This window comes from Paenibacillus sp. J31R98 (genome assembly GCF_056269245.1).
The window spans coordinates 195527-215106 of the sequence record NZ_JBWDNO010000003.1; the positions used below are offsets into that span (position 1 = coordinate 195527).

Here is a 19580-nt window from a genome sequence, read left to right on the forward strand (position 1 = left end):
TTATGAATATTTTATCAGTTTGAGTGAATAAAAAAAACCAGCTGAAGCAGCTTCAGCCGGCGTTTCTGACAATTTAATAAAAGTTTTATTGTTAATCATTGGTTTTGGCGATCAAACAAGCTTACTTCACATTAATAACAAACGGTACGATCATAAGCTGGCCATGCCGTTTGAATTGTCCCCAAATCTTGTACAAGCCCGGCTCCGGGAACGTCATATGAAATACCGCTTTCGGTCCCTTTCCCAGCTCATCCATCGCATGCACATGCACATAGTGCTTCGCGTCCGCGTCCATAATGACCACATGACCGACTGCGCCTAGATAGGGCTGCAAATCGGCGACCGGCTTGCGGCTTATCTGATCGAGGAAAGAGAAGGTCATCATCCCGCTTACCCCTGCTCGCGGAACGCTGTCAAAGGATAAATTCACTTCCATCCCGCCTGCTGCGCGAGTCAACTCCTTGTCGGCAATCAATACCGGCTCAGCCTTTGACTCGCTCCCTTCGCCTCGCGCAACCACCACCCAGTCACTTTGCGATTGCTGGCTGCCGTCTGCTGGTTTGAAATCAGCTACCAGCTTGTACGCGCCGGCCGTTTTGAAAGGAACGACCACTTCAAACACGCCTGCTGCCTTCGTTTCAACGGGGTGGAGGTGCATGAATGACGATAGCTTTTTGCTAACGATGATGAGATGCAACTTCTTCTCATGGTTGATTCGAAGCTTCTGATCAGGTTCACCGCCAGCGTCCGTAATCGCGATGCGCAGCAACGCCGGTTTGCCGGCTTTCGGCATCCCGCTTGGCCATGTCCACTTGGCATAATCCGTCTGGTTCGGCCCTTTGGCGGCTGGCTCCGTCATCTCCATGCTCGTCTCGGTGCCTTGCTGGTGATGCATATCGGATGGCATAGCCTCCATCATGGCCGCAGTCTGTGTTTGAACGACAGATGCGCCTCGTTGACAGCCCGTACCGCTTATCAACAGCACAAGCGCAGCCATAACGGATAAAGCCGCCTTTGCTTTGTTCAACATTACGTTGTCCTCGATTCCTTAGTATACCGTCGCCGAAGCGGCTTCTTACTTGTTTTTCCAACTCCGCCCGAAATATTCAGCTCCAAGGGATTAGCGGCCCAAGTACATCCATTGTTCAAGCGCATTGTAAAAAGTGAAAAAGGGTTGACTTTCGTCCTTATTTATAATAATTTTAATTTAGAAGTTATTATTATTTAGACTTCAGCTTCGTAGTAAATATCGGTTTATATCGAAGGGAGATGTTTGCCCATGGAAGATATCGTAATTGTAGGCACAGGACCAGCCGGACTTACGGCAGCCATCTATCTCGCTCGGGCCGGATACAGCCCGCTCGTACTGGAAGGTCCGCAGCCAGGCGGTCAATTGACAACAACGACAGAGGTGGAGAACTTCCCCGGATTCCCGGATGGCGTACTCGGCACCGACCTGATGGCGAATATGCGCCAACAGGCGGAGAGGTTCGGCGCTCGTTTCCAAACGGGCTGGGTGCAAGCCGCTGACCTGTCGAAACGTCCGTTCAAGCTGGTAATTGAGAATGGCAGTGAAATCTTTACACAGTCGATGATTATTTCCACCGGCGCCTCGGCAAAATATATGGGTATCCCGGGTGAACGTGACAACATCGGGCGCGGGGTAAGCACATGTGCGACATGTGACGGATTTTTCTTCCGCGGGAAGAAGATCATCGTGGTCGGCGGCGGCGACTCTGCGATGGAAGAGGCGGGCTTCTTGACTCGGTTCGCGTCTGAGGTAAGGGTTGTGCACCGCCGCGAAGAGCTGCGGGCTTCGAAGATTATGCAAGATCGGGCGCGCGCCAATGACAAAATCAAATGGAGTTTAGGCGTCACGCCGCTTGAAGTCGTAGCAGGCGAGCAAGGCTTGCAAGGCCTTCGTGTCCGTGACAACGCGACGGGTGAAGAAACACTGCTCGAAGCGGACGGCGTCTTCGTCGCAATCGGTCATACGCCGAACACCGGCTTCCTCGGCGGTCAAGTGACGACCGATGAACTTGGCTATATTGAAGTCCAGCCAGGCACTTCGCTCACCAATATTCCTGGTGTATATGCTTGCGGCGATGTGCAAGATCATCGTTACCGCCAAGCGATCACAGCTGCCGGAAGCGGCTGTATGGCAGCGCTCGATTGCGAACATGAGCTTGAAGCATTTAAAGCAGGGCGATTAAAAGAAGAAGTCGGAGTTTAATTTAGTTATATATACCAATTTGATTACAAAGGAGCTAACCAACATGACAACGAAACTGCAATCGATTCTGAACAAACAAATCGCGACATGGAGCGTTCTCTACGTCAAGCTGCACAACTACCATTGGTATGTAAAAGGCAATCAGTTCTTCACCCTGCATACGAAATTCCAGGAACTATATGAGGAAGCTACGCTGCATGTCGACGAAATTGCTGAGCGCCTGCTCGCAATCGGCGGTCAGCCGGTAGCAACGATGTCGGAGTACATCGAGCTCTCGACAGTGAAGGAAGCGTCTGGCCAAGAGTCCGCAGTCGAGATGGTCGACTCCCTCATCGCCGACTTCTCCGCTGTCGTAGCTGAGCTAAAGGAAGGTATGGAAGAAGCGGCATCAAGCGGCGACGAAACATCCGGCGACATGCTCCTTGCCATCCACAGCACGCTCGAGAAACATATTTGGATGCTGAAGGCGTTTAATGGACGTTAAGTTAAGAGTTAGAGAAAACAGCGAAAAGCAGTCCTTTGGCCATGGCCTGAGGGCTGCTTTTTTGTGGGCGAGCAGTGCGTTCGGCGAGATGAACGCAAGAGGGGTACTAGGTATCTCTCTTTGGCCGCAGCTTCAACAATGAAGCCCATTTAACCAGTTATTCGAGTCAACTTTCCGCAATTTTCACCATGTAGTCCACCAGACCAGCTTCTTAGCCCCGCAGCTTCCGAGATTCCACCAATGTAGTCCAACAAACCAGCTACTTGAACCCACTACTACCTAAATCACACCGATGTAGACCACCAGACCAGCTTCTTACCCCACAGCTTCCGAGATTCCACCAATGTAGTCCAACAAACCAGCTACTTGAACCCACCACTACCAAGATACCGCCAATGTAGGTACCTACACTACTCTCTTTCACCCTTTTCGCTGATTTCCCACCAATGTAGATACCTACAGTACTCTCTTTCACCTTTTTCACCGTTTCCCCACCAATGTAGGTACTTACAGTACTCTCTTTCACCCTTTTCGCCGTTTCCCCGCCGACAACAAAAAAACCGCCCTGTTCCCACAAGGCGGCTCTCCCATTATTTCTTCTTATTCGCCGCGATCTGCTCGGCGAGCTCGTTCAAATAAGTCCAGCGCTCCATCAGCTGCTCCAGCTTCGCTTCCAGCCCCTGCTGTTCGTTCAACAGCTCCTGCAGCGTCGCGGAGTCGCTGCTCGACGCTTCCATCTTCGACTGCACGGCAGCGAGCGCGGCTTCCGCTTTCTCGATGTCGGCATCTATCGTTTCAAATTCCTTTTGCTCTTTGTAACTCATCTTGGTCGGACCCACCGGCTCCTTCAAAATAGCAGCAGCTGCATCACCATCAGCTGCGACCGATTCAGCAGCCTTCCCGCTCTTGCCGCCGCCAGCAGTGGAACCTGCCGCCGCTCCAGCCTGTGAGCGCACCCCATGTGCTTCCGCATAAGCCTGATATTCCGTGAAGTTGCCGACATGCTGCTCGATCACGCCATCGCCTTCAAAAGCAAAGATCCGATCGACCGTCCGATCCAGGAAGTACCGGTCATGGGAGACCGTGAACACGACGCCTGGGAAGTCGTCCAGATAATCTTCAAGCACCGTCAGCGTCGTAATGTCGAGATCGTTCGTCGGCTCGTCGAGCAGCAGCACGTTCGGTGCTTCCATCAGCACGCGCAGCAGCTGCAGCCGGCGCTTCTCGCCACCGGACAGCTTCGCAATCGGCGTCCACTGCTGCGCCGGCGGGAACAAGAACCGCTCCAGCATCTGTGCCGCTGTCACCGTCGTGCCGTCGCCGGTCGTTACTCGCTCTGCGCTCTCCTTGATAAAATCAATGACGCGCATCGACTCATCCATCTCCTCGCGCTCCTGCGAGAACACGCCGAGCTTCACCGTCGGCCCGAGACGAACCTCGCCGGCGTCCGGCTCAAACTTGCCGGAGATAAGCTTCAGCAGCGTCGACTTGCCGAGCCCGTTGCGGCCAACGATGCCGACGCGGTCCTCCGGCACCGCGATATAGTTGAAATCGCGAATGACGGTCCGACCTTCGAACGACTTGGTCAAGCCTTCGATTTCAACGATTTTCTTCCCGAGGCGCGTCGAAGCAACGGACACTTCAAGCTTGCCGAGTGCCTTCTCCGGCGCGGCCGCGCTTAGAGATTCGAAGCGCTGAATACGCGCCTGCTGCTTCGTCGTGCGCGCCTTCGCGCCGCGGCGCATCCAAGCGAGCTCATTGCGAAGCAAGTTCTGTCGCTTCGATTCCGACGCCGCTTCCCGCTCCTCGCGGTCCAGCTTCAGCTCAATGAAGCTGCTGTAATTCGCCGTGTAGAAATACGCCCGCCCGCGGTCCAGCTCCAAAGTCCGGTTGCTGACACGGTCAAGGAAATACCGATCATGCGTAATCATCAAGAGCGCGCCTTTGCGTTTCTGCAGCATCCCTTCCAGCCATGCGACCGATTCGTTGTCGATATGGTTCGTCGGCTCATCCAGCAGCAGCACATCTGCCGGCTGAATAAGAGCAGCCGCCATCGCCACCCGCTTGCGCTGACCGCCTGACAGCACGCCGAGCTTCGCATCGAAGCTCGTGATACCGAGCTTTGACAGCGCGATCTTCGCTTCGCTCTCAATGCCCCATGCATCCAGCTCAGCCATCCGCTGATTCGCTCGAACGAGCTTCTCCTGCAGCTCCGCATCGCCTGGCTTCAGTTCAAGCGCCTGAAGCGCTGCTTCATAAGCGCGAATCGCAACCATCTGCGGCGAATCGCCGCCGAGCACATGCGCAAGCACCGTCTGCTCCGGATCGAACTGCGGATCCTGCGACAGCATGCGCACCGTCACGCCTCCAGCAACAAGAATAGAGCCCGAATCAGGGGGCTCTAAACCTGCAACGACATTAAGAAACGTCGACTTACCGGTGCCGTTAACGCCGATAATACCGATTTTGTCGCCCATCTCAACGCCGAACGACACGTCTTGAAACAATACTTTCTCGCCATAGTTCTTCGAAATATGATCAACCGTTAATACGTGCATCGTTATTATTCCCGCCTAACGTTAGTAAATCGCAAAACCGTGAGACCGCCGCATTCACATGCATGAACACTCTCGCATAATTTTGTCCTCTACCCACTTTAAACGATTGGCTAAGCTTCAATCAAATCTTTCTTTACAACTTCCTTTAGCGCTTCCTCCGCTTTGACCGCAATTGCAGCCATCGTCTGCACCGCTTCAACCGGATATGCGCCCGATGCCGTCTCGCCGGAGAGCATGACTGCATCTGTGCCGTCCCATACCGCATTCGCTACGTCGCAAGCTTCAGCGCGTGTCGGACGCGGGTTGCTCTGCATGGATTCAAGCATTTGCGTTGCAGTGATAACGAATTTGCCGGCACGGTTACAAGCCGCAATCATGCGCTTCTGTGCGAACGGCACATCTTCGATCGGAATTTCGACGCCAAGATCGCCGCGTGCGACCATAATGCCGTCGGACGCTTCGATAATCGCTTCCAGCTCGTCGAGACCCTCTTGGTTCTCGATTTTCGAATGCACCTCAATGTGGCTAGCGCCTAGCTCAACCAGCATGCGCTTCACTTCCAGTACGTCTTCTGCACGGCGAACGAACGACATTGCAATGATATCAACGCCAGTCTCCACGCCAAAAGCAATATGCAGCTTATCTTTCTCCGTTACACCTGGCAGGCTCGTGCGAATGCCCGGCAAATTAACGCCTTTGCGCGACTTGATGATGCCGCCGTTCTGAATGACGCACACCACTTCCGTACCTTCGATGCGCACGACTTTCAGTTCAATGAGGCCATCGTCGATCATAATGCGCGAACCAACCGTTACATCCTTCGCGAGGTCGTACGATACCGAGATACGCGATGCATTGCCGACGATTTGCTCCGTAGTAAGCGTCAGGAATTCACCGCTTTGTAGCATATAAGATGGCTCTTGCAGGAGCCCTGTACGAATTTCCGGTCCTTTAATATCGAGCAAGATCGATACAGGCACATTCAGCTTGCGCGCTGCTTCACGAACAACGAGAATACGCTGACGGTGGTCATCGAGCTCTCCGTGCGCCAAGTTAAGGCGAGCGATATTCATGCCTGCCTTCAGCATGCCTTCCAATTTATCAGCGGCCATACAAGCGGGTCCCATTGTACATACAATCGCTGTCTTTTTCATGTCGCTCACTCCTGTCCAAGTTCAAACCGTTTCTTTCATTTTAAAAGAACGATTGAACAAGTGCGATGAACTATAGTACAGTAGCTGTAAAATAGTACGCTAATCGACAAAAAGTGAGGTTGTCTTGTGTTCCATATCTTCGATATTAAACAGGAGCGCGGGGTTCTGCAGGAGGAGCGCCGGATGCTCGGAATCGACAGCTTCACGCTCATTTGGATACGTTTCGGCCAGACCAGCTTCACCTACGCCGGTCAAGTGGTGAGCTGCCGTAAGAACGAGCTGCTGCTCATTCCGGCAGGCGTTCCCGCCGCTGAGCTGCGCGGTTCAGCTAGCATTCGCGAAAGTGTCACCGTCCGCTTCAGCCCCGCCGACACCGCTACGACACAGCTGCTGCCGATTCTCGCAAGGCGCGCGCCGCTGAACTGGGTCACGCATATGCCGGAGCTGTTGATGGAGAAGCTGCTCGGCATTGTGGAGCAATGGACCGCGCGCGATCGGTACTTCTCCGTCATGTGCGCCGCGCTGCTAACCGAGCTGATCGTCACTATCAGCCGCGAGTACGACGAGGGAGAGAAGGCCCCCTCCTCCATTCAGCATATCGAGCGGATGAAGCAATACGTCGAGAATCACTACCGCAGCAAAATCACCAAGAACGAGCTAGGAGCCTGCATCGGCGTCAGCCCGAACTACGCCGCAACGCTGTTCCGCAAAGTGACTGGCCTCACCATCAGCGACTATGTGCACCGCAAAAGGATGAAGACCGCCCACTACATGCTCCGCCACTCCCAGCTGACAGTGCAGGATATTTCCGAGCATCTCGGGTACAGCGACCCTTCGTATTTCAATCGGATCTTCAAAAAGGTGGTCGGCCGGCTTCCATCCGACGTGATTGCAGAGCGGTCTCAGTTAGAGTAGTTGGCTAAAAAAGAAAAGAGACCGCCGCAGCGGTCCCTCCAAATATGTAGCTCCTTGCTTCCTTACACCCACTCTGTCCGAGGAGCTTGCAGCTCGACGCCAGCGTCGCCCGTGCCATCCAGCGGAATCGCGATCATGCGCAGCTCGTCCATCGGATGCAGCATCGAATGCAGCTCAGAGGGCGGGCGCTTCCCGCGATTCAGCCAGTCGCCGATCGCCTCGGGCTCAAGAATCGCCGGCATCAGAGGCTGATAAGGCGAGACATGCGCGTTCGCTTCCGTCATCATCATCGTGCAGGTACGCAGCTCGTAGCCGGAGGCTTGACGGAATACATCGTAAAGCCCGGCGATAGCAAAGGTACCGCTGCGCATCATGAGCTTAAGGCGATGCACCTCTTTGCCAATAGTCCGCGTCACATAGAAGCCGTTGCACGGAATGATGCAGCGCTGCTTCTGCACAATGCGCTCGTAAATGGGCTTATGGAACAGCTGATTACGGTCCATATGTACGGAATCTTTTGCCCAATAGGGAACCATTCCCCAGCGGAACTCATCCATGATCCGCCCTGACTCTTTATGCTCGAATATCGCCGATATCGTATCGGTTGGAGTCACTTCATTTCGGTTCGCGATATAGAGCAGAATATTGTCGAGCTCGAATTTATCCGTTAGCTCAGATGATTGCGCCGTAATGGCAATTGCTTCACACATCGGAAAACACCTCCAGTTATTTCGGCTATTATTGCCCGGAAGTTTCCAAATCATGTGTGAACATTTCTCCCTACCAACTGAAGGTGCGTTATAATCAAACCTAACGAAAGGAGCGAATCCTCCCGATGCCGAGCAACCCTGGAATGCCGAATGAGTCGAACTCGCAGCCCAATACGCCACCGAACAAACGCTCCTCTGCTATGCCGGGTTTCTCCAGAGGCGAGCGACTGTTGCCTTTCTCGTCCCTCTTCGAGAGCGACAACGAAGCGCCGATCTATGTGAACCGCGCGCATGAAACCTTCGAGCTGCTTATGCATGAGCATGATTTCATCGAGGTGTGCATGGTTGCCGAAGGGACAGGCTTCCATTACATCGGCGACGAGCAGATGCCGGTTGTCCGCGGCGATCTATTCTTCATTCCGGTCGGCGTCTCGCATGTATTCCGCCCTGGATCGACAGCCAGAGGCCGGCAGCTCATCATCTACAACTGCACGTTTACAATCGAGCAGTTGGACAAGCTGCTGCATGCCGTACCTGCCGAGCCGGCTATCCCGGCCTTGTACCGCCAGCTTTGCGATGAGCAACAGTGGCTGCATGTGCATGAGCGAGGCGAAGAAGGACAACTGCTGTTCCATAAGCTGTACCAGGAATTCACGACACGCCGCCCCGGCTATGCCGCATCGATGTGTGCAGCGGTAATCGAGCTGCTCATCATGCTCTACCGCAGGCAGCTCGAACGCGAAGCGCTGCCCCAGCAGCAGCTAGCTCAGCAGGCAATGCCGCCGAGCTCCATGCAGCAGGTCATCGAAGCCATCGATGCCGATTGCGCAGCATCCGAGCTGTCCCTTGCCGCAATGGCTTCGCAACTCGGCATCAGCGAGCGCCAATTTCAGCGCAGCTTCCAGAAGGCAACGGGGATGACCTTCCTCGCCTATGTCCAGAGCGCGCGCATCGACCTGAGCTGCAAGCTGCTCGTGAGCACCGATGACTTGATAAGCCGGATCGCTCTGCGTGCCGGCTACCAGGACATGAAATTTTTCAACCGACTGTTCAAGAAGAAGACGGGCATGACGCCGCGCGAGTACCGGACCACGCAACGTTCCGAGCCACTCATCACCTCGTCAAAATAATCGGATCCCCGTCCGTCACCGCCACCGTGTGCTCAAATTGCGCACCCCATGAGCCGTCTATCGTACGGACCGTCCAGCCGTCGTTGTCGATGCTTACGAGAGGACCTCCAATAACGAAGATTGGCTCAATGGTAATGACCATTCCTTTGCGCAGCCATCGACCCGTGCCCGGCTTGCCGCGGTGAAGCACTTGCGGATCCTCGTGCATCCTTCGTCCGATGCCGTGCCCGATGAATTCCTCCACGACCGAGTAGCCTTCTCGGTCAGCGATCTGCTCCACCGCATGGCCGATATCGCCTAGCCGTTTGCCCAAGGCCGCCTGTGCAATGCCTCGGAAGAGAGCCTGCTTCGTCATCTTCATGAGCCGATCCACCTCCGGACTCACTTTGCCGACAGCATAGGTCCATGCGGAATCCGCCATCCATCCGTCCAGTTCTGCAACCATATCAATCGTCACGATCTGCCCTTCTCTCAGCGGAAGCGCCGTCGGAAAGCCGTGGCACACGGCATCTCCCACAGACGCGCAAGTGGCATAAGGATAGCCCTTATAACCGATTTGAGCCGGCCTTGCACCGTGTCTGCGCATATAAGAGTCCGCGAATCGGTCGATCTCAAGTGTCGTCACGCCGGGCTTGATACGCGCCGCAATCTCCTTGTGGCACGCCGCAACGATGCGCCCAGCCCTGCGTATCGACCGCAGCTGATCATCCGTCTTGTAATGAATCATTTCCGTGACTTCCTCCCCTCCCGCAGCACAGGGACATATAACAAAAAAACCTTGTCCTAATGTGCCGGACAAGGTTTACGATTCATTCTATTCAGCTCACGGACGACCGAAGTCTGCCCATCTCGTGTTCCACTAGCAGGGTTAGTTCTTCCTCATAGCCTCCCATAATTCGATACTTACGGATATACTCTCTGACAAATTTCCGTGAATCCTTAGGCTGAAAAATGCGGGTTAGCTCCATGAGGCTTTCTTTGACTTCATTATGGCTGCGTTTCGCCATGAAATCCCCTCCCTAGCGTCGGCTTACTGGTCCTAACAGTTACTGTACGAGAACACACACGGCGGAACTTGAGCCGCGGCTGGTACCCCACTGGTGCCTACAATCCGTTTGAACGATAGCGAGAAAAGGAAGCTCTGTGAGCAGCATGAAATCAATTTGAAACAATCTCGCGGAGAACATTTGGACAAAATTGTTTCATTTATCAATTAATTATAACATTTTAAACTTTCAGTTAAAAGCGAACACCTAAACTTTACATTTATTTCAATCCTCGTCCCGAACAGGACTCTCCTCCACTTCGGCAGATGCAGACTCTTCCCGCTGTTTCGGCCCCAAAATAAGCGTCCTTGGCGGATCAGATTCCGGCGAGCGTGAAGTCCTGGCTGACCAAGTGCTGTTCTTATACATTCGCAAGTAGGCGACCACGCCTGTTACCGCGACGATGATGCCGAACAGGATGACCGCGCCCGTAATCCATGGGCTAACCATTATGCACCCTCCATCTCCCCAATGAATTTCCATTTACAGGCTAATTATAGGGGAAAGGGATAACGCTTTCAATGTGGCGGACAGCCCTCGACAGAAATGTAACATGTTACAATTAAGTTACTCGGCGGAATGTTCCGCTTCCCCAAGCCAGTAACTCACCTTTATTATCGACAATACTGCCTTGTAATGTGAGCGTTCGCCGAGATTTGTGGATAAGCACCGCTTCACAGCGGATTTCTCCTAGCCCTGCACTTTGCAAATAATGCACGTTCAGCTGTGTCGTAACGGTCTTCTCCCCCGGACATTCCATAATAACGACGAGCCCCATCGCGTTATCGAGCAGCGATGCGAGCACGCCGCCGTGAACAATATGTGCGAGGTTGAGGTGTTCCGGCCTCACTTGCAGCGAAATGCCGCATTTGCCCGGCGTTGCATGCACCAGCTCGCAGCCGAGATAGCCCCAGAACGTCGGCTTCGCGGCTTCGGCAAGCAGGTTCAGCTGATCCAGCGCATCATGAGGACGGGGGTCCTCCTGTTCCTTCTCGTTCATTCGTTTCCTCCTCCTGCAGCTTGCGCCGCAGCACCTTCCCGATCATCGACATCGGCAGCTCCGTACGGAATTCATAGAGATGCGGCACTTTAAAGACAGCAAGCCGGTCGCGGCACCAGCGGTCCAGCTGCATCGCCGATACGTTCACGTCCTTGCGCAGCACGACGAAAGCTTTGACCGTCTCTCCCCGGTACTCATCCTTCACCCCGATCACGCAGGCATCGCGGATACCCGGATGCTCGTAGAGCACCTCTTCGATCTCGCGCGGGTATACGTTAAATCCGCTCGCGATAATAATATCCTTGATCCGATCCACAATCGCAAAGAAGCCGTCACGATCGACCTGCGCCAGATCACCTGTCCGCAGCCATTCTCCGCGGAACGATGCCTCCGTCGCAGCCTCATTGTTCCAATAGCCCTTCATTACCTGCGGACCTCGAACGAGCAGTTCGCCGATCTCGCCTTCTGGCACGTCTTCGCCTGACTCCATATCCACAATACGGGCATCCGTATTCGGCAGCGGCAAGCCGATAGAGCCAATCCGGCGCTTCGTCCAGATCGGATTCACATGGGTAACGGGCGATGCCTCCGTTAAACCATAGCCTTCAATGAGCCTGCCTCCGGTCATCGCTTCAAATTTCGTCTGCACCTCAAGCGGCAGCGGCGACGAGCCGCTAACGCAAACTTTTATCGAAGAGAGATCGTACTTCTTCACATCAGGATGGTTTAGCAATGCGATATACATCGTTGGGGCTCCGGGGAAGAGAGTCGGCTTCAGTTTGCGTATCGTCTGCAGCACGGTTAGAACTTCAAAGCGGGGTAGGAGTATAAGGGAGCCTGCTTTCAATACAGACAAGTTCATCAGTGAGGTTAGACCGAAGACGTGAAAGAGCGGGAGCGCGGCAAGAAACCGTTCTTTCCCTTCATCCACGCGATAGAACCAAGAAGCGCACTGCATCACATTCGCAACTAAATTGCGGTGTGTGAGGATAACACCCTTCGCAAGTCCGGTCGTACCGCCGGTATATTGCAGCTGCGCCGTATCCGTCTCCGGATTGACCGCTGCTTCAGCCGGCAGCTTCGGGGCTTTGGATAGAAATGAGGTGTAACGGGTGACGCCATGCTTGCCATACGGAATGCTGGGATTATGGCCGGCTTTGCGTTGTTTGATCGGGTAGAGCATATTTTTCGGAAAAGGGAGCTCATCTTGAATGGAAGTGACGAGCACGGTGCGCAGCTGCGGCACCGGACCGTCCTCCGGCGCCTCGCCGCGCACGCGCGCCAGCCGAGGATAGAGCAAATCGAGCGTAATGATGCACCGCGCGCCGCTGTCCTTCAGCTGATGCGCCAGCTCCCGCTCCACATAGAGCGGGTTCGTCATGACGACAATCGCGCCTGCGAGCAGGACGCCGAAATAAGCGATGACGGTTTGCGGGCAGTTCGGCAGCATGATCGCGACGCGGTCGCCCTTGCCGATGCCAACAGCTTGCAAGCCGGCCGCCATGCGATTCGCTGCGGCCAGCAGCTCGCGGTATGTTGTTCGTTTGCCGTAGAAATAAATCGCTTCGTTGCCCGGGTATTTGGCAGCTGTCTGCAGCAGCAGATCGCTGATGCTGACGTTCGGAATATCGAGCGTATGCGGCACTTCACCGGGATAGTTCCGAAACCATGGACTTGCTTGCGTCTGATCCATAACGCGTGCGCCTCCTCCTACAACGTGTACTGTTCGCTGCGGATGACACGAGCGGCAATGCCGCGTTTGAGCGCGATGGTATCGGAGAGCGGTGCGCGCGTAAGCTTCTTCAGCACCGAAAGCTGCGTTTGGAGCGAATCGCCTTCCTCCAATGCGGACAGCGCCGTCTTCGCGTAACGTTCAACCCTCTCCATCGCTTCTTGCACGAAAACAACGGTCATTTCAGTTGCATTTTTGATGCGGGAGGCGGCGGCTGGATCGGCTTTTTGAATCATTTTGCGCGTGCGGAGATTGGCGCTTTCCATAGCGAACACTTGGATCATCATGTCTGCGAGCAAGCAGAGCACCTCCTGCTGCTGTTCAAGCGCTAGCCCATACTTCTGCACGGCAAGACCGCCGACTGCGAGAAAAATTTTCTTCGCCTGCTGGATCCGGTAGGTCTCCTTGGAGAGCGGCTCGTCGAACGAAGGAAGCGGCATCGGCTGCAGCAGCTCCGCTTGGAGAGCGCGCGCTTTGCGTAGGAGCGGCAGCTCGCCTTTGAGCGCTTTTTTCATGAGGGTGCCGGGAATGAGCATGCGGTTAATCTCGTTCGTCCCTTCAAAAATCCGGTTAATCCGAGAGTCCCGGTAAATCCGCTCCACCTTGTACTCGCGGATATAGCCGTAGCCTCCGTGAATCTGCACGCCTTCGTCCGCGACGTAGTCGAGCACTTCGGTTGCGAATACTTTGTTGATCGAGCATTCGAGCGCATATTCGGAGATCGCTTTGGCCGCACGGGCTCCCGCGTTCTCGTCAGTCCCGCCTTCCGCTTCGCTCTCTTGAAGGAGGGCGTCGATCCAACCAGCCGTGCGGTACACCATGCTTTCGAGCACGTATGTGGCAATATTCATATCAGCCAGCTTCGCGCCGATGAGCGGGAAGGAGGAGATGGAGCGGCCGAACTGCTTGCGCTGGTTGGCGTATTTGGAAGCGAGCCCGATCGTTTCCTTCGCTCCGCCGACGCAGCCTGCAGCGAGCTTGAAGCGGCCGATGTTGAGAATGTTGAACGCGATGAGATGACCTTTGCCAATCTCGCCGAGCACGTTCTCCACGGGCACTGGCGTATCCTCGAAGAAGATCGGGCAAGTCGACGAGCCTTTGATGCCCATCTTGTGCTCCTCCGGTCCAATGCTGAAGCCGGAATAGCCGCGCTCCACGATGAATGCGGTAAAATGGTCCCCATTCACCTTCGCGTACACGATGAACACATCCGCGAAACCGGAGTTCGTAATGTACAGCTTGGAGCCGTTCAAGATGTAATGCTTGCCGTCCGGCGACAGCCGCGCCGTTGTCCTTGCGCCGAGCGCATCGGAGCCGGATGCCGGTTCCGTCAGGCAGTAAGCGGCAATTCGCTTGGCGGTGGCGAGGTCCGGCAAGTAGCGCTGCTTCTGCTCTGCCGTGCCGAAGAAGACGATCGGCAGCGTGCCGATGCCGACATGCGCCCCGACGGACAGCGCGAACGACGATGCCTCGGCGAACGTCTCGGCGAGCAGCGTCGAGCTTACTTTGTCGAGGCCAAGGCCGCCGTATGCCTCTGGCACGTCCGCGCTTAGCAAGCCGAGGTCACCGGCTTTGCGCAGCAACTGCGTGGTGAGATCATAATTGAGCGCCTCAATTTCCGCATCGCGCGGCCGCACCTCACCCGCGAGAAAAGCGCGCGCCGCATCCGCGATCATCCGCTGCTCATCGGTGAAGTCCTCCGGCGTGACGACCGCTTCCGGCGTAATATCCTCCACCACGAAGCGCCCGCCCCAACGATTGTTTTGCGCCATACGTATTCACTCCTTTCTAGGAGAAGCACGATTGATGCCGTAGATCAACTTCAGCTTTCGTCCAACTAATGTAGGTAGCTGGAAGACTCTCTTGCTCTCAAACTGCCGGGTTTCCAGCAATGTGTATCCCTCAGGGGCACTCTTTCGCCGATTTAGCTACTTCTAACCCAATGTGTATCCCTCAGGATCACTCTTTCGCCGATTTAGCTACTTCTAACCCAATGTGTATCCCTCAGGGGCACTCTTTCGTCGATTTAGCTACTTCTAATCCAATGTGTATCCCTCAGGGGCACTCTTTCGCCGATTTAGCTATTTCTAACCCAATGTGTATCCCTCAGGATCACTCTTTCGCCGATTTAGCTATTTCTAACCCAATGTGTATCCCTCAGGATCACTCTTTCGCCGATTTAGCTACTTCAAACCCAGTGTGTATCCCTCAGGGTCACTCTTTCGCCGATTTAGCTACTTCTAACCCAATGTGTATCCCTCAGGGGCACTCTTTAGCTCAAACTACCGCATTTCCTCTCATGTGTATCCCTCAGGGGCACTCTTTAACAAATGTAGTCGACTATGCCAGCTTCATTTCACCGGATCCACCAATGTAATCCAACTAGCCAGCATCTTACGCTCGTTTGAGCGGATTTCCACTGATGTGTGTTACCTCGTACTCTCTTTAGCTAATCTGAAGGAATTTCCGCCCATGTGTGTTACCTGCTACTACTCTTTGGCCAATTTGATCGCATCTCTGCTCATGTAGCTGCCTAACATGCTCTTGTGTTCGATACGCCTCCAATGAAGTGTACCTGTTACCCCTCTTCCACCTTTTCACGCGGATTATCACTGATGAGGGGTACCTGCTACCCTGCTTCCACCACTTCACTCGGATTTTCGCTGATAAAGGGTGCTGGGAACTCCTCCCTCACCTTTTCAACCAGCTTCACACCGATGTAGGGTACTGGGTACCCCACATCACTCTCAGCCTTAACCCGAAAGAACCTCGAACACGCCCGCGGCGCCCATGCCGCCGCCAACGCACATGGAGACGATGCCGAGACCGCCGCCGCGGCGCTGCAGCTCGTGGATCAGGGAGACGCTGAGCTTCGTCCCCGTGCAGCCGAGCGGATGGCCAAGAGCGATTGCGCCGCCGTTGACGTTCACGAGCTCGGGGTTGATCCCGAGCCGCTGAACGATCGGCAGGCACTGTGCCGCGAAGGCCTCGTTCAGCTCGAACAGCTTCACTTGTTCGAGTGTAATGCCCGCGCGCGCCAGCGCTTTGGGGATCGCCTCAATCGGGCCGATCCCCATCACCTCCGGCGCGACGCCCGCGACGCTGTACGCGCGGAACACCGCGAGAGGCTTCACGCCGAGCTGCTCGGCGCGGGCGCGGCTCATGACGACGACAGCCGCGGCGCCGTCGCTCATCTGCGAGGCGTTGCCCGCGGTGACGGTGCCTTCGCGCGCGAAGGACGGCTTCAGCTTCGCGAGCACCTCAGGCGTCGTGTCGGCGCGCACGCCTTCGTCGCGGTCAAACACGAAGCTGCGCGACCAAGGCCGGCCGTTATCGTCGACGCCCTCCCGCTGCACATGCAGCGGAACGATCTCCTCCGCGAAGCGCCCGGCTGCCTGCGCTGCTGCTGCCTTCACATGGCTCGCCGCAGCAAAAGCATCCTGCGCCTCGCGGCTAATCCCATACCGCCGCGCCACTTCCTCGGCGGTATGCCCCATGCCCATATACACCTCCGGCATCGCGTCGGCGATGCCCGGATGCGGTGAAAGCTTGAAGCCAGTCATCGGGACGTGGCTCATGCTTTCAACACCTCCGGCGAGCACGACGTCAGCCTCGCCTAGCCGGATGCGCTCCGCCGCATAGGCAATCGCCTGCAGCCCGGAGGCGCAAAACCGATTGACGGTGACGGCCGGCGTCGTCACCGGAAAGTCCGCATACAGCGTCATGATGCGGGCAAAGTTAAGACCTTGCTCCCCTTCGGGCATCGCGCAGCCGATGACAACGTCCTGCACGTCCCCGTATGTAAGCTCGGGGACGCGGTCCACCGCCGCGCGCAGCACCGCGCGGCCTAAATCCTCGGCTCTCGTGTCGGCAAGGCTGCCTTTCTTCGCCTTGCCGACAGCCGTTCGAACCGCCGACACAATGACAGCGTCGAGCGGATGGTTCTGATTCGCACTTGTCATAGGCGGTCACCTCCTTCAAATAGTGGCATCGCAAGTTTTTTTGTCGTTAACGCTCTGTCATTACTTCTCTGTTATCACTTCTCTGTTATCACTTCTCTGTCATCACTTCTCTTTCGTTACCGCTCATCGTTACCGCACCAGCACCAACACTAATTCCGAAGCGGCTTGCCCGTCGCCAGCATATGCCTCATCCGCGCCTGCGTCAGCGGCTCGCCGCACAAGCTGAGGAACGCTTCGCGCTCCAGATCGAGCAAATACTGCTCGCTCACCTCAGCACCCGGCGCTGCGTCGCCTCCTGCAATGACATGCGCGAGCTTGCGGCCGATCTTCACATCATGCGCGCTGATCTGCCCGCCGAGGCGCATCGCCTCTACGGCAAGCTGCAGTACAGCACGCCCTTCTCGGCCAGCGACACGAATCCGTGCTCCCGCCGACCCAGGCGGCGTATAGCCCGCCTGATCCAGCTCGAGCACGTTGCGCTTCGCCTCCGCCACGCGCGTCTCGTCTCGCATAATGACGCGGTCCCCAGGCCGCATCAGCCCGGTGCGATGCACATCGTAGCCGCTCGTCGACGTCTTCGCCATCGCAATTGTCTCGAAGAGCGCATTCACATGCGGCTGCAGATCACCGAGCGCCCCAGCGCGCGAAGCCGCCATTACCGCCGCCTCTTTGCAACCGCCGCCTGCCGGAATTAAACCGACGCCAGTCTCGACGAGTCCGAAATACGTCTCCGCCGAGAAAATAATCCGGTCCGCGGGCAGGCATGCCTCCACCCCGCCGCCAAGCGTCATCCGGTGCGGCGCTGCTACTACAGGCCGATCAAGCCGCTTCAGCGTCAGCATGCTGTTCTGGAACAGGCGGATAATATCGTCTACTTCGTCGAAGTCGCCGTTCTGAGCTTCCATGAGCAGCATCATCAGATTGGCGCCAACGCAGAAATGCCGCCCCTCGTTGGCAAGCACAAGACCCCGCCAATTACGGCTCACCTCATCTGCGCTCTGCCGAATCGCGCTCAAAATATCTCCGCCAATCGCATTGTTCGGCGAATGGAAGACGAGACACGCGACCTCATCGCCAAGGTCCAGCAGCGAAGCGCCCGAATTGCCGAGAATCGTTCTACCGGCACGTTTCAGCGCAGCAAGCGAGATGACGTCAGGCTTCTCCTCCACCTTCCGGAATTCGCCTCTGTCCACGTAAAATCTGCGCTGTCCGTCCTCCTTGTAAAAGCTTTTATTTCCCGAAGCCAGCCACTCGCTAAGCCACCCCGGGATGTCGTCGCCCTCTGCCCGCATCCGCTGCACCGACTTCTCAAGCCCGATCGCATCCCACAGCTCGAACGGCCCCAGCTCCCAGTTGAAGCCCCAGACGAGCGCTTTGTCGATGTCATCGATCGTGTCCGCCACAACGCCAAGCTGCCGCGCCGAGTAGAGCAGCACCGTCTTCGTCACTTGCCACGAGAACTTGGCGTAACGGTCGTCCGTGTCTGTGAAGAGTAGCGCCTTGATCTTGGCAGCAGTGCCTTTTGCCGACTTCGCAGCTTCAATGACCGGAGAATTCACGCTGCTGCGCGGTGCGTACGTCATCGTGTCCAGCTGGAGCGTTTCGATGTCGCTGCCTCCGCCGGGACGTTTGATTTTGCGGTAGAAGCCGCTCCCTGCCTTCTCGCCGATCCACCCTTTAGCCACAAGCGCTTCAAGCTCCGGCGGTCTTGCAAAAGCTTCCTGGTCCTCGTTGTCCTCGCTCCGCTCCCGCACATTGTCCACCACATGCAGCAGTGTATCGAGTCCGACGAGGTCCAGCATCCGGAACGTCGCCGTCTTCGGGCGTCCCATCGCAGGTCCGGTCAGCGCATCCACCTCATCCACATTCAGCCCGAACTGCTTCATCGCTGCAAAAGTCGTCATCATCCCGTACGTGCCGATCCGGTTCGCAATGAAGTTCGGCGTGTCTTTTGCGGTGACGACGCCTTTGCCAAGCTGTCGCTCGCAGATGCCCGCCAGCCTTGCCATGACGGCAGAATCCGTATCCGGTCCGGCGACAAGCTCGACCAGCTTCATATGACGAGGCGGATTGAAGAAATGGGTGACGGCAAAATGCTTCCGAAACTTCTCGCCGCGCCCCTCCGCCATCGCTGCTGCCGACAAGCCCGACGTGTTGGTGGTGACGAGCGTCTCCGCCCCCAGCCAAGGTTCAATGCGGGCGAACACGCTCTGCTTCACATCGAGTCGCTCCACCACGGCTTCGACGATCCATTCCACATCGGTCAGCTTGGCGAGGTCATCCTCCAAGTTGCCTGCGGTAATCCGTCCTGCGAAAGCTGCATCGTATAAAGCCGCCGGCTGTTGATTCGTAAGTCTCGCAATGCTGGCGGCTGCAAGGCGATTCCGCACCGCTGGATCCTGCAGCGTCTTGCCCGCGCGCTCCTCCTGCTGCGTCAACGCAGCAGGCGGAACATCGAGCAGCAGAACACTGATGCCCGCATTCGCAAGATGAGCGGCGATCCCCGCTCCCATCACACCCGACCCGATAACCGCCGCGCGGCTAATGCGGGTCCCTGGCGTTTTTCCTCCCACATGACTCCCTCCTTTTAGTTAGGCTCGAAAATATTGTGTGAGAAATTGCGGGTTCTCCGCTTGTTCTCCCGATGACCGGCGGA

15 protein-coding genes and 1 pseudogene are annotated in these 19580 nt (G+C 56.0%); 4 read left to right on the forward strand and 12 right to left on the reverse strand.

Annotation, left to right across the window (positions count from 1 at the left end):
- Positions 1-121 precede the first annotated feature (121 nt).
- Positions 122-1030 (reverse strand): hypothetical protein, encoded by a 909-nt coding sequence (locus tag AC0YNX_RS14550; protein WP_475816406.1) that lies wholly within the window; start codon positions 1028-1030, stop codon positions 122-124.
- Between the two features lie 249 nt (positions 1031-1279).
- Here AC0YNX_RS14550 and trxB point away from each other — a divergent pair, with 249 nt between their 5' ends.
- Positions 1280-2233 (forward strand): thioredoxin-disulfide reductase, encoded by a 954-nt coding sequence (gene trxB / locus AC0YNX_RS14555; protein ID WP_475816407.1) that lies wholly within the window; start codon positions 1280-1282, stop codon positions 2231-2233.
- A 43-nt stretch (positions 2234-2276) separates the two neighbouring features.
- Positions 2277-2717 (forward strand): Dps family protein, encoded by a 441-nt coding sequence (locus tag AC0YNX_RS14560; protein WP_475816408.1) that lies wholly within the window; start codon positions 2277-2279, stop codon positions 2715-2717.
- Between the two features lie 590 nt (positions 2718-3307).
- On the opposite strand, the gene AC0YNX_RS14565 is transcribed toward AC0YNX_RS14560, so the two are convergent.
- Positions 3308-5275 carry an ABC-F family ATP-binding cassette domain-containing protein gene (locus AC0YNX_RS14565; protein ID WP_475816409.1) on the reverse strand — a complete coding sequence of 656 codons (1968 nt, stop codon included), beginning with the start codon at positions 5273-5275 and terminating at the stop codon, positions 3308-3310.
- 128 nt (positions 5276-5403) lie between these two features.
- Positions 5404-6429: pseudogene (pyk, locus tag AC0YNX_RS14570) on the reverse strand (pyruvate kinase); the annotation flags it as partial.
- A 183-nt stretch (positions 6430-6612) separates the two neighbouring features.
- On the opposite strand from pyk, the gene AC0YNX_RS14575 reads away from it, so the two are divergent.
- Positions 6613-7344, forward strand: coding sequence for an AraC family transcriptional regulator (locus tag AC0YNX_RS14575; RefSeq protein WP_475816410.1), 732 nt, complete (start codon positions 6613-6615; stop codon positions 7342-7344).
- A 62-nt stretch (positions 7345-7406) separates the two neighbouring features.
- On the opposite strand, the gene AC0YNX_RS14580 is transcribed toward AC0YNX_RS14575, so the two are convergent.
- Positions 7407-8054 (reverse strand): SOS response-associated peptidase family protein, encoded by a 648-nt coding sequence (locus tag AC0YNX_RS14580; RefSeq protein ID WP_475816411.1) that lies wholly within the window; start codon positions 8052-8054, stop codon positions 7407-7409.
- 125 nt (positions 8055-8179) lie between these two features.
- Between AC0YNX_RS14580 and AC0YNX_RS14585 the strand changes: the two genes are divergently transcribed.
- A complete protein-coding gene (locus AC0YNX_RS14585) occupies positions 8180-9184 on the forward strand; it encodes an AraC family transcriptional regulator (protein WP_475816412.1) in 1005 nt (334 codons plus the stop codon).
- Here AC0YNX_RS14585 and map read toward each other — a convergent pair.
- The 8 genes from map to AC0YNX_RS14625 form a co-directional block, all read right to left on the reverse strand.
- On the reverse strand, positions 9168-9911 hold the full coding sequence (map, locus tag AC0YNX_RS14590) for a type I methionyl aminopeptidase (protein WP_475816413.1): 744 nt from the start codon (positions 9909-9911) through the stop codon (positions 9168-9170). The genes AC0YNX_RS14585 and map overlap by 17 nt on opposite strands.
- A gap of 91 nt (positions 9912-10002) precedes the next feature.
- Positions 10003-10191: a hypothetical protein gene (locus tag AC0YNX_RS14595; RefSeq protein WP_475816414.1), complete on the reverse strand. Its 189-nt coding sequence runs from the start codon at positions 10189-10191 to the stop codon at positions 10003-10005.
- 264 nt (positions 10192-10455) lie between these two features.
- Positions 10456-10680 (reverse strand): hypothetical protein, encoded by a 225-nt coding sequence (locus AC0YNX_RS14600; RefSeq protein ID WP_475816415.1) that lies wholly within the window; start codon positions 10678-10680, stop codon positions 10456-10458.
- Positions 10681-10792: 112 nt separating this feature from the next.
- The gene (locus AC0YNX_RS14605) at positions 10793-11230 is read right to left on the reverse strand and encodes a PaaI family thioesterase (RefSeq protein ID WP_475816416.1); all 438 of its coding nucleotides are present in this window, start codon (positions 11228-11230) and stop codon (positions 10793-10795) included.
- Positions 11193-12923 carry a long-chain-fatty-acid--CoA ligase gene (locus tag AC0YNX_RS14610; protein ID WP_475816417.1) on the reverse strand — a complete coding sequence of 577 codons (1731 nt, stop codon included), beginning with the start codon at positions 12921-12923 and terminating at the stop codon, positions 11193-11195. The genes AC0YNX_RS14605 and AC0YNX_RS14610 overlap by 38 nt, the downstream gene beginning before the upstream one ends.
- 17 nt (positions 12924-12940) lie before the next feature.
- Entirely contained in the window at positions 12941-14734 is a 1794-nt protein-coding gene (locus AC0YNX_RS14615; RefSeq protein WP_475816418.1) for an acyl-CoA dehydrogenase family protein, read from the reverse strand.
- 981 nt (positions 14735-15715) lie between these two features.
- Positions 15716-16924: an acetyl-CoA C-acyltransferase gene (locus tag AC0YNX_RS14620; RefSeq protein WP_475816419.1), complete on the reverse strand. Its 1209-nt coding sequence runs from the start codon at positions 16922-16924 to the stop codon at positions 15716-15718.
- A 149-nt stretch (positions 16925-17073) separates the two neighbouring features.
- Complete coding sequence (locus AC0YNX_RS14625; protein ID WP_475816420.1) at positions 17074-19497, reverse strand: 3-hydroxyacyl-CoA dehydrogenase/enoyl-CoA hydratase family protein; 2424 nt, start codon at positions 19495-19497, stop codon at positions 17074-17076.
- Positions 19498-19580 lie beyond the last annotated feature (83 nt).

Excerpts from the sequence above, each read along its gene's own strand:
- AC0YNX_RS14550 (WP_475816406.1), bottom strand. The coding sequence starts at position 1,030 with ATGTTGAACAAAGCAAAGGCGGCTTTATCCGTTATGGCTGCGCTTGTG.
- trxB (WP_475816407.1), top strand. The coding sequence starts at position 1,280 with ATGGAAGATATCGTAATTGTAGGCACAGGACCAGCCGGACTTACGGCA.
- AC0YNX_RS14560 (WP_475816408.1), top strand. The coding sequence starts at position 2,277 with ATGACAACGAAACTGCAATCGATTCTGAACAAACAAATCGCGACATGG.
- AC0YNX_RS14565 (WP_475816409.1), bottom strand. The coding sequence starts at position 5,275 with ATGCACGTATTAACGGTTGATCATATTTCGAAGAACTATGGCGAGAAA.
- AC0YNX_RS14575 (WP_475816410.1), top strand. The coding sequence starts at position 6,613 with ATGCTCGGAATCGACAGCTTCACGCTCATTTGGATACGTTTCGGCCAG.
- AC0YNX_RS14580 (WP_475816411.1), bottom strand. The coding sequence starts at position 8,054 with ATGTGTGAAGCAATTGCCATTACGGCGCAATCATCTGAGCTAACGGAT.
- AC0YNX_RS14585 (WP_475816412.1), top strand. The coding sequence starts at position 8,180 with ATGCCGAGCAACCCTGGAATGCCGAATGAGTCGAACTCGCAGCCCAAT.
- map (WP_475816413.1), bottom strand. The coding sequence starts at position 9,911 with ATGATTCATTACAAGACGGATGATCAGCTGCGGTCGATACGCAGGGCT.
- AC0YNX_RS14595 (WP_475816414.1), bottom strand. The coding sequence starts at position 10,191 with ATGGCGAAACGCAGCCATAATGAAGTCAAAGAAAGCCTCATGGAGCTA.
- AC0YNX_RS14600 (WP_475816415.1), bottom strand. The coding sequence starts at position 10,680 with ATGGTTAGCCCATGGATTACGGGCGCGGTCATCCTGTTCGGCATCATC.
- AC0YNX_RS14605 (WP_475816416.1), bottom strand. The coding sequence starts at position 11,230 with ATGAACGAGAAGGAACAGGAGGACCCCCGTCCTCATGATGCGCTGGAT.
- AC0YNX_RS14610 (WP_475816417.1), bottom strand. The coding sequence starts at position 12,923 with ATGGATCAGACGCAAGCAAGTCCATGGTTTCGGAACTATCCCGGTGAA.
- AC0YNX_RS14615 (WP_475816418.1), bottom strand. The coding sequence starts at position 14,734 with ATGGCGCAAAACAATCGTTGGGGCGGGCGCTTCGTGGTGGAGGATATT.
- AC0YNX_RS14620 (WP_475816419.1), bottom strand. The coding sequence starts at position 16,924 with ATGACAAGTGCGAATCAGAACCATCCGCTCGACGCTGTCATTGTGTCG.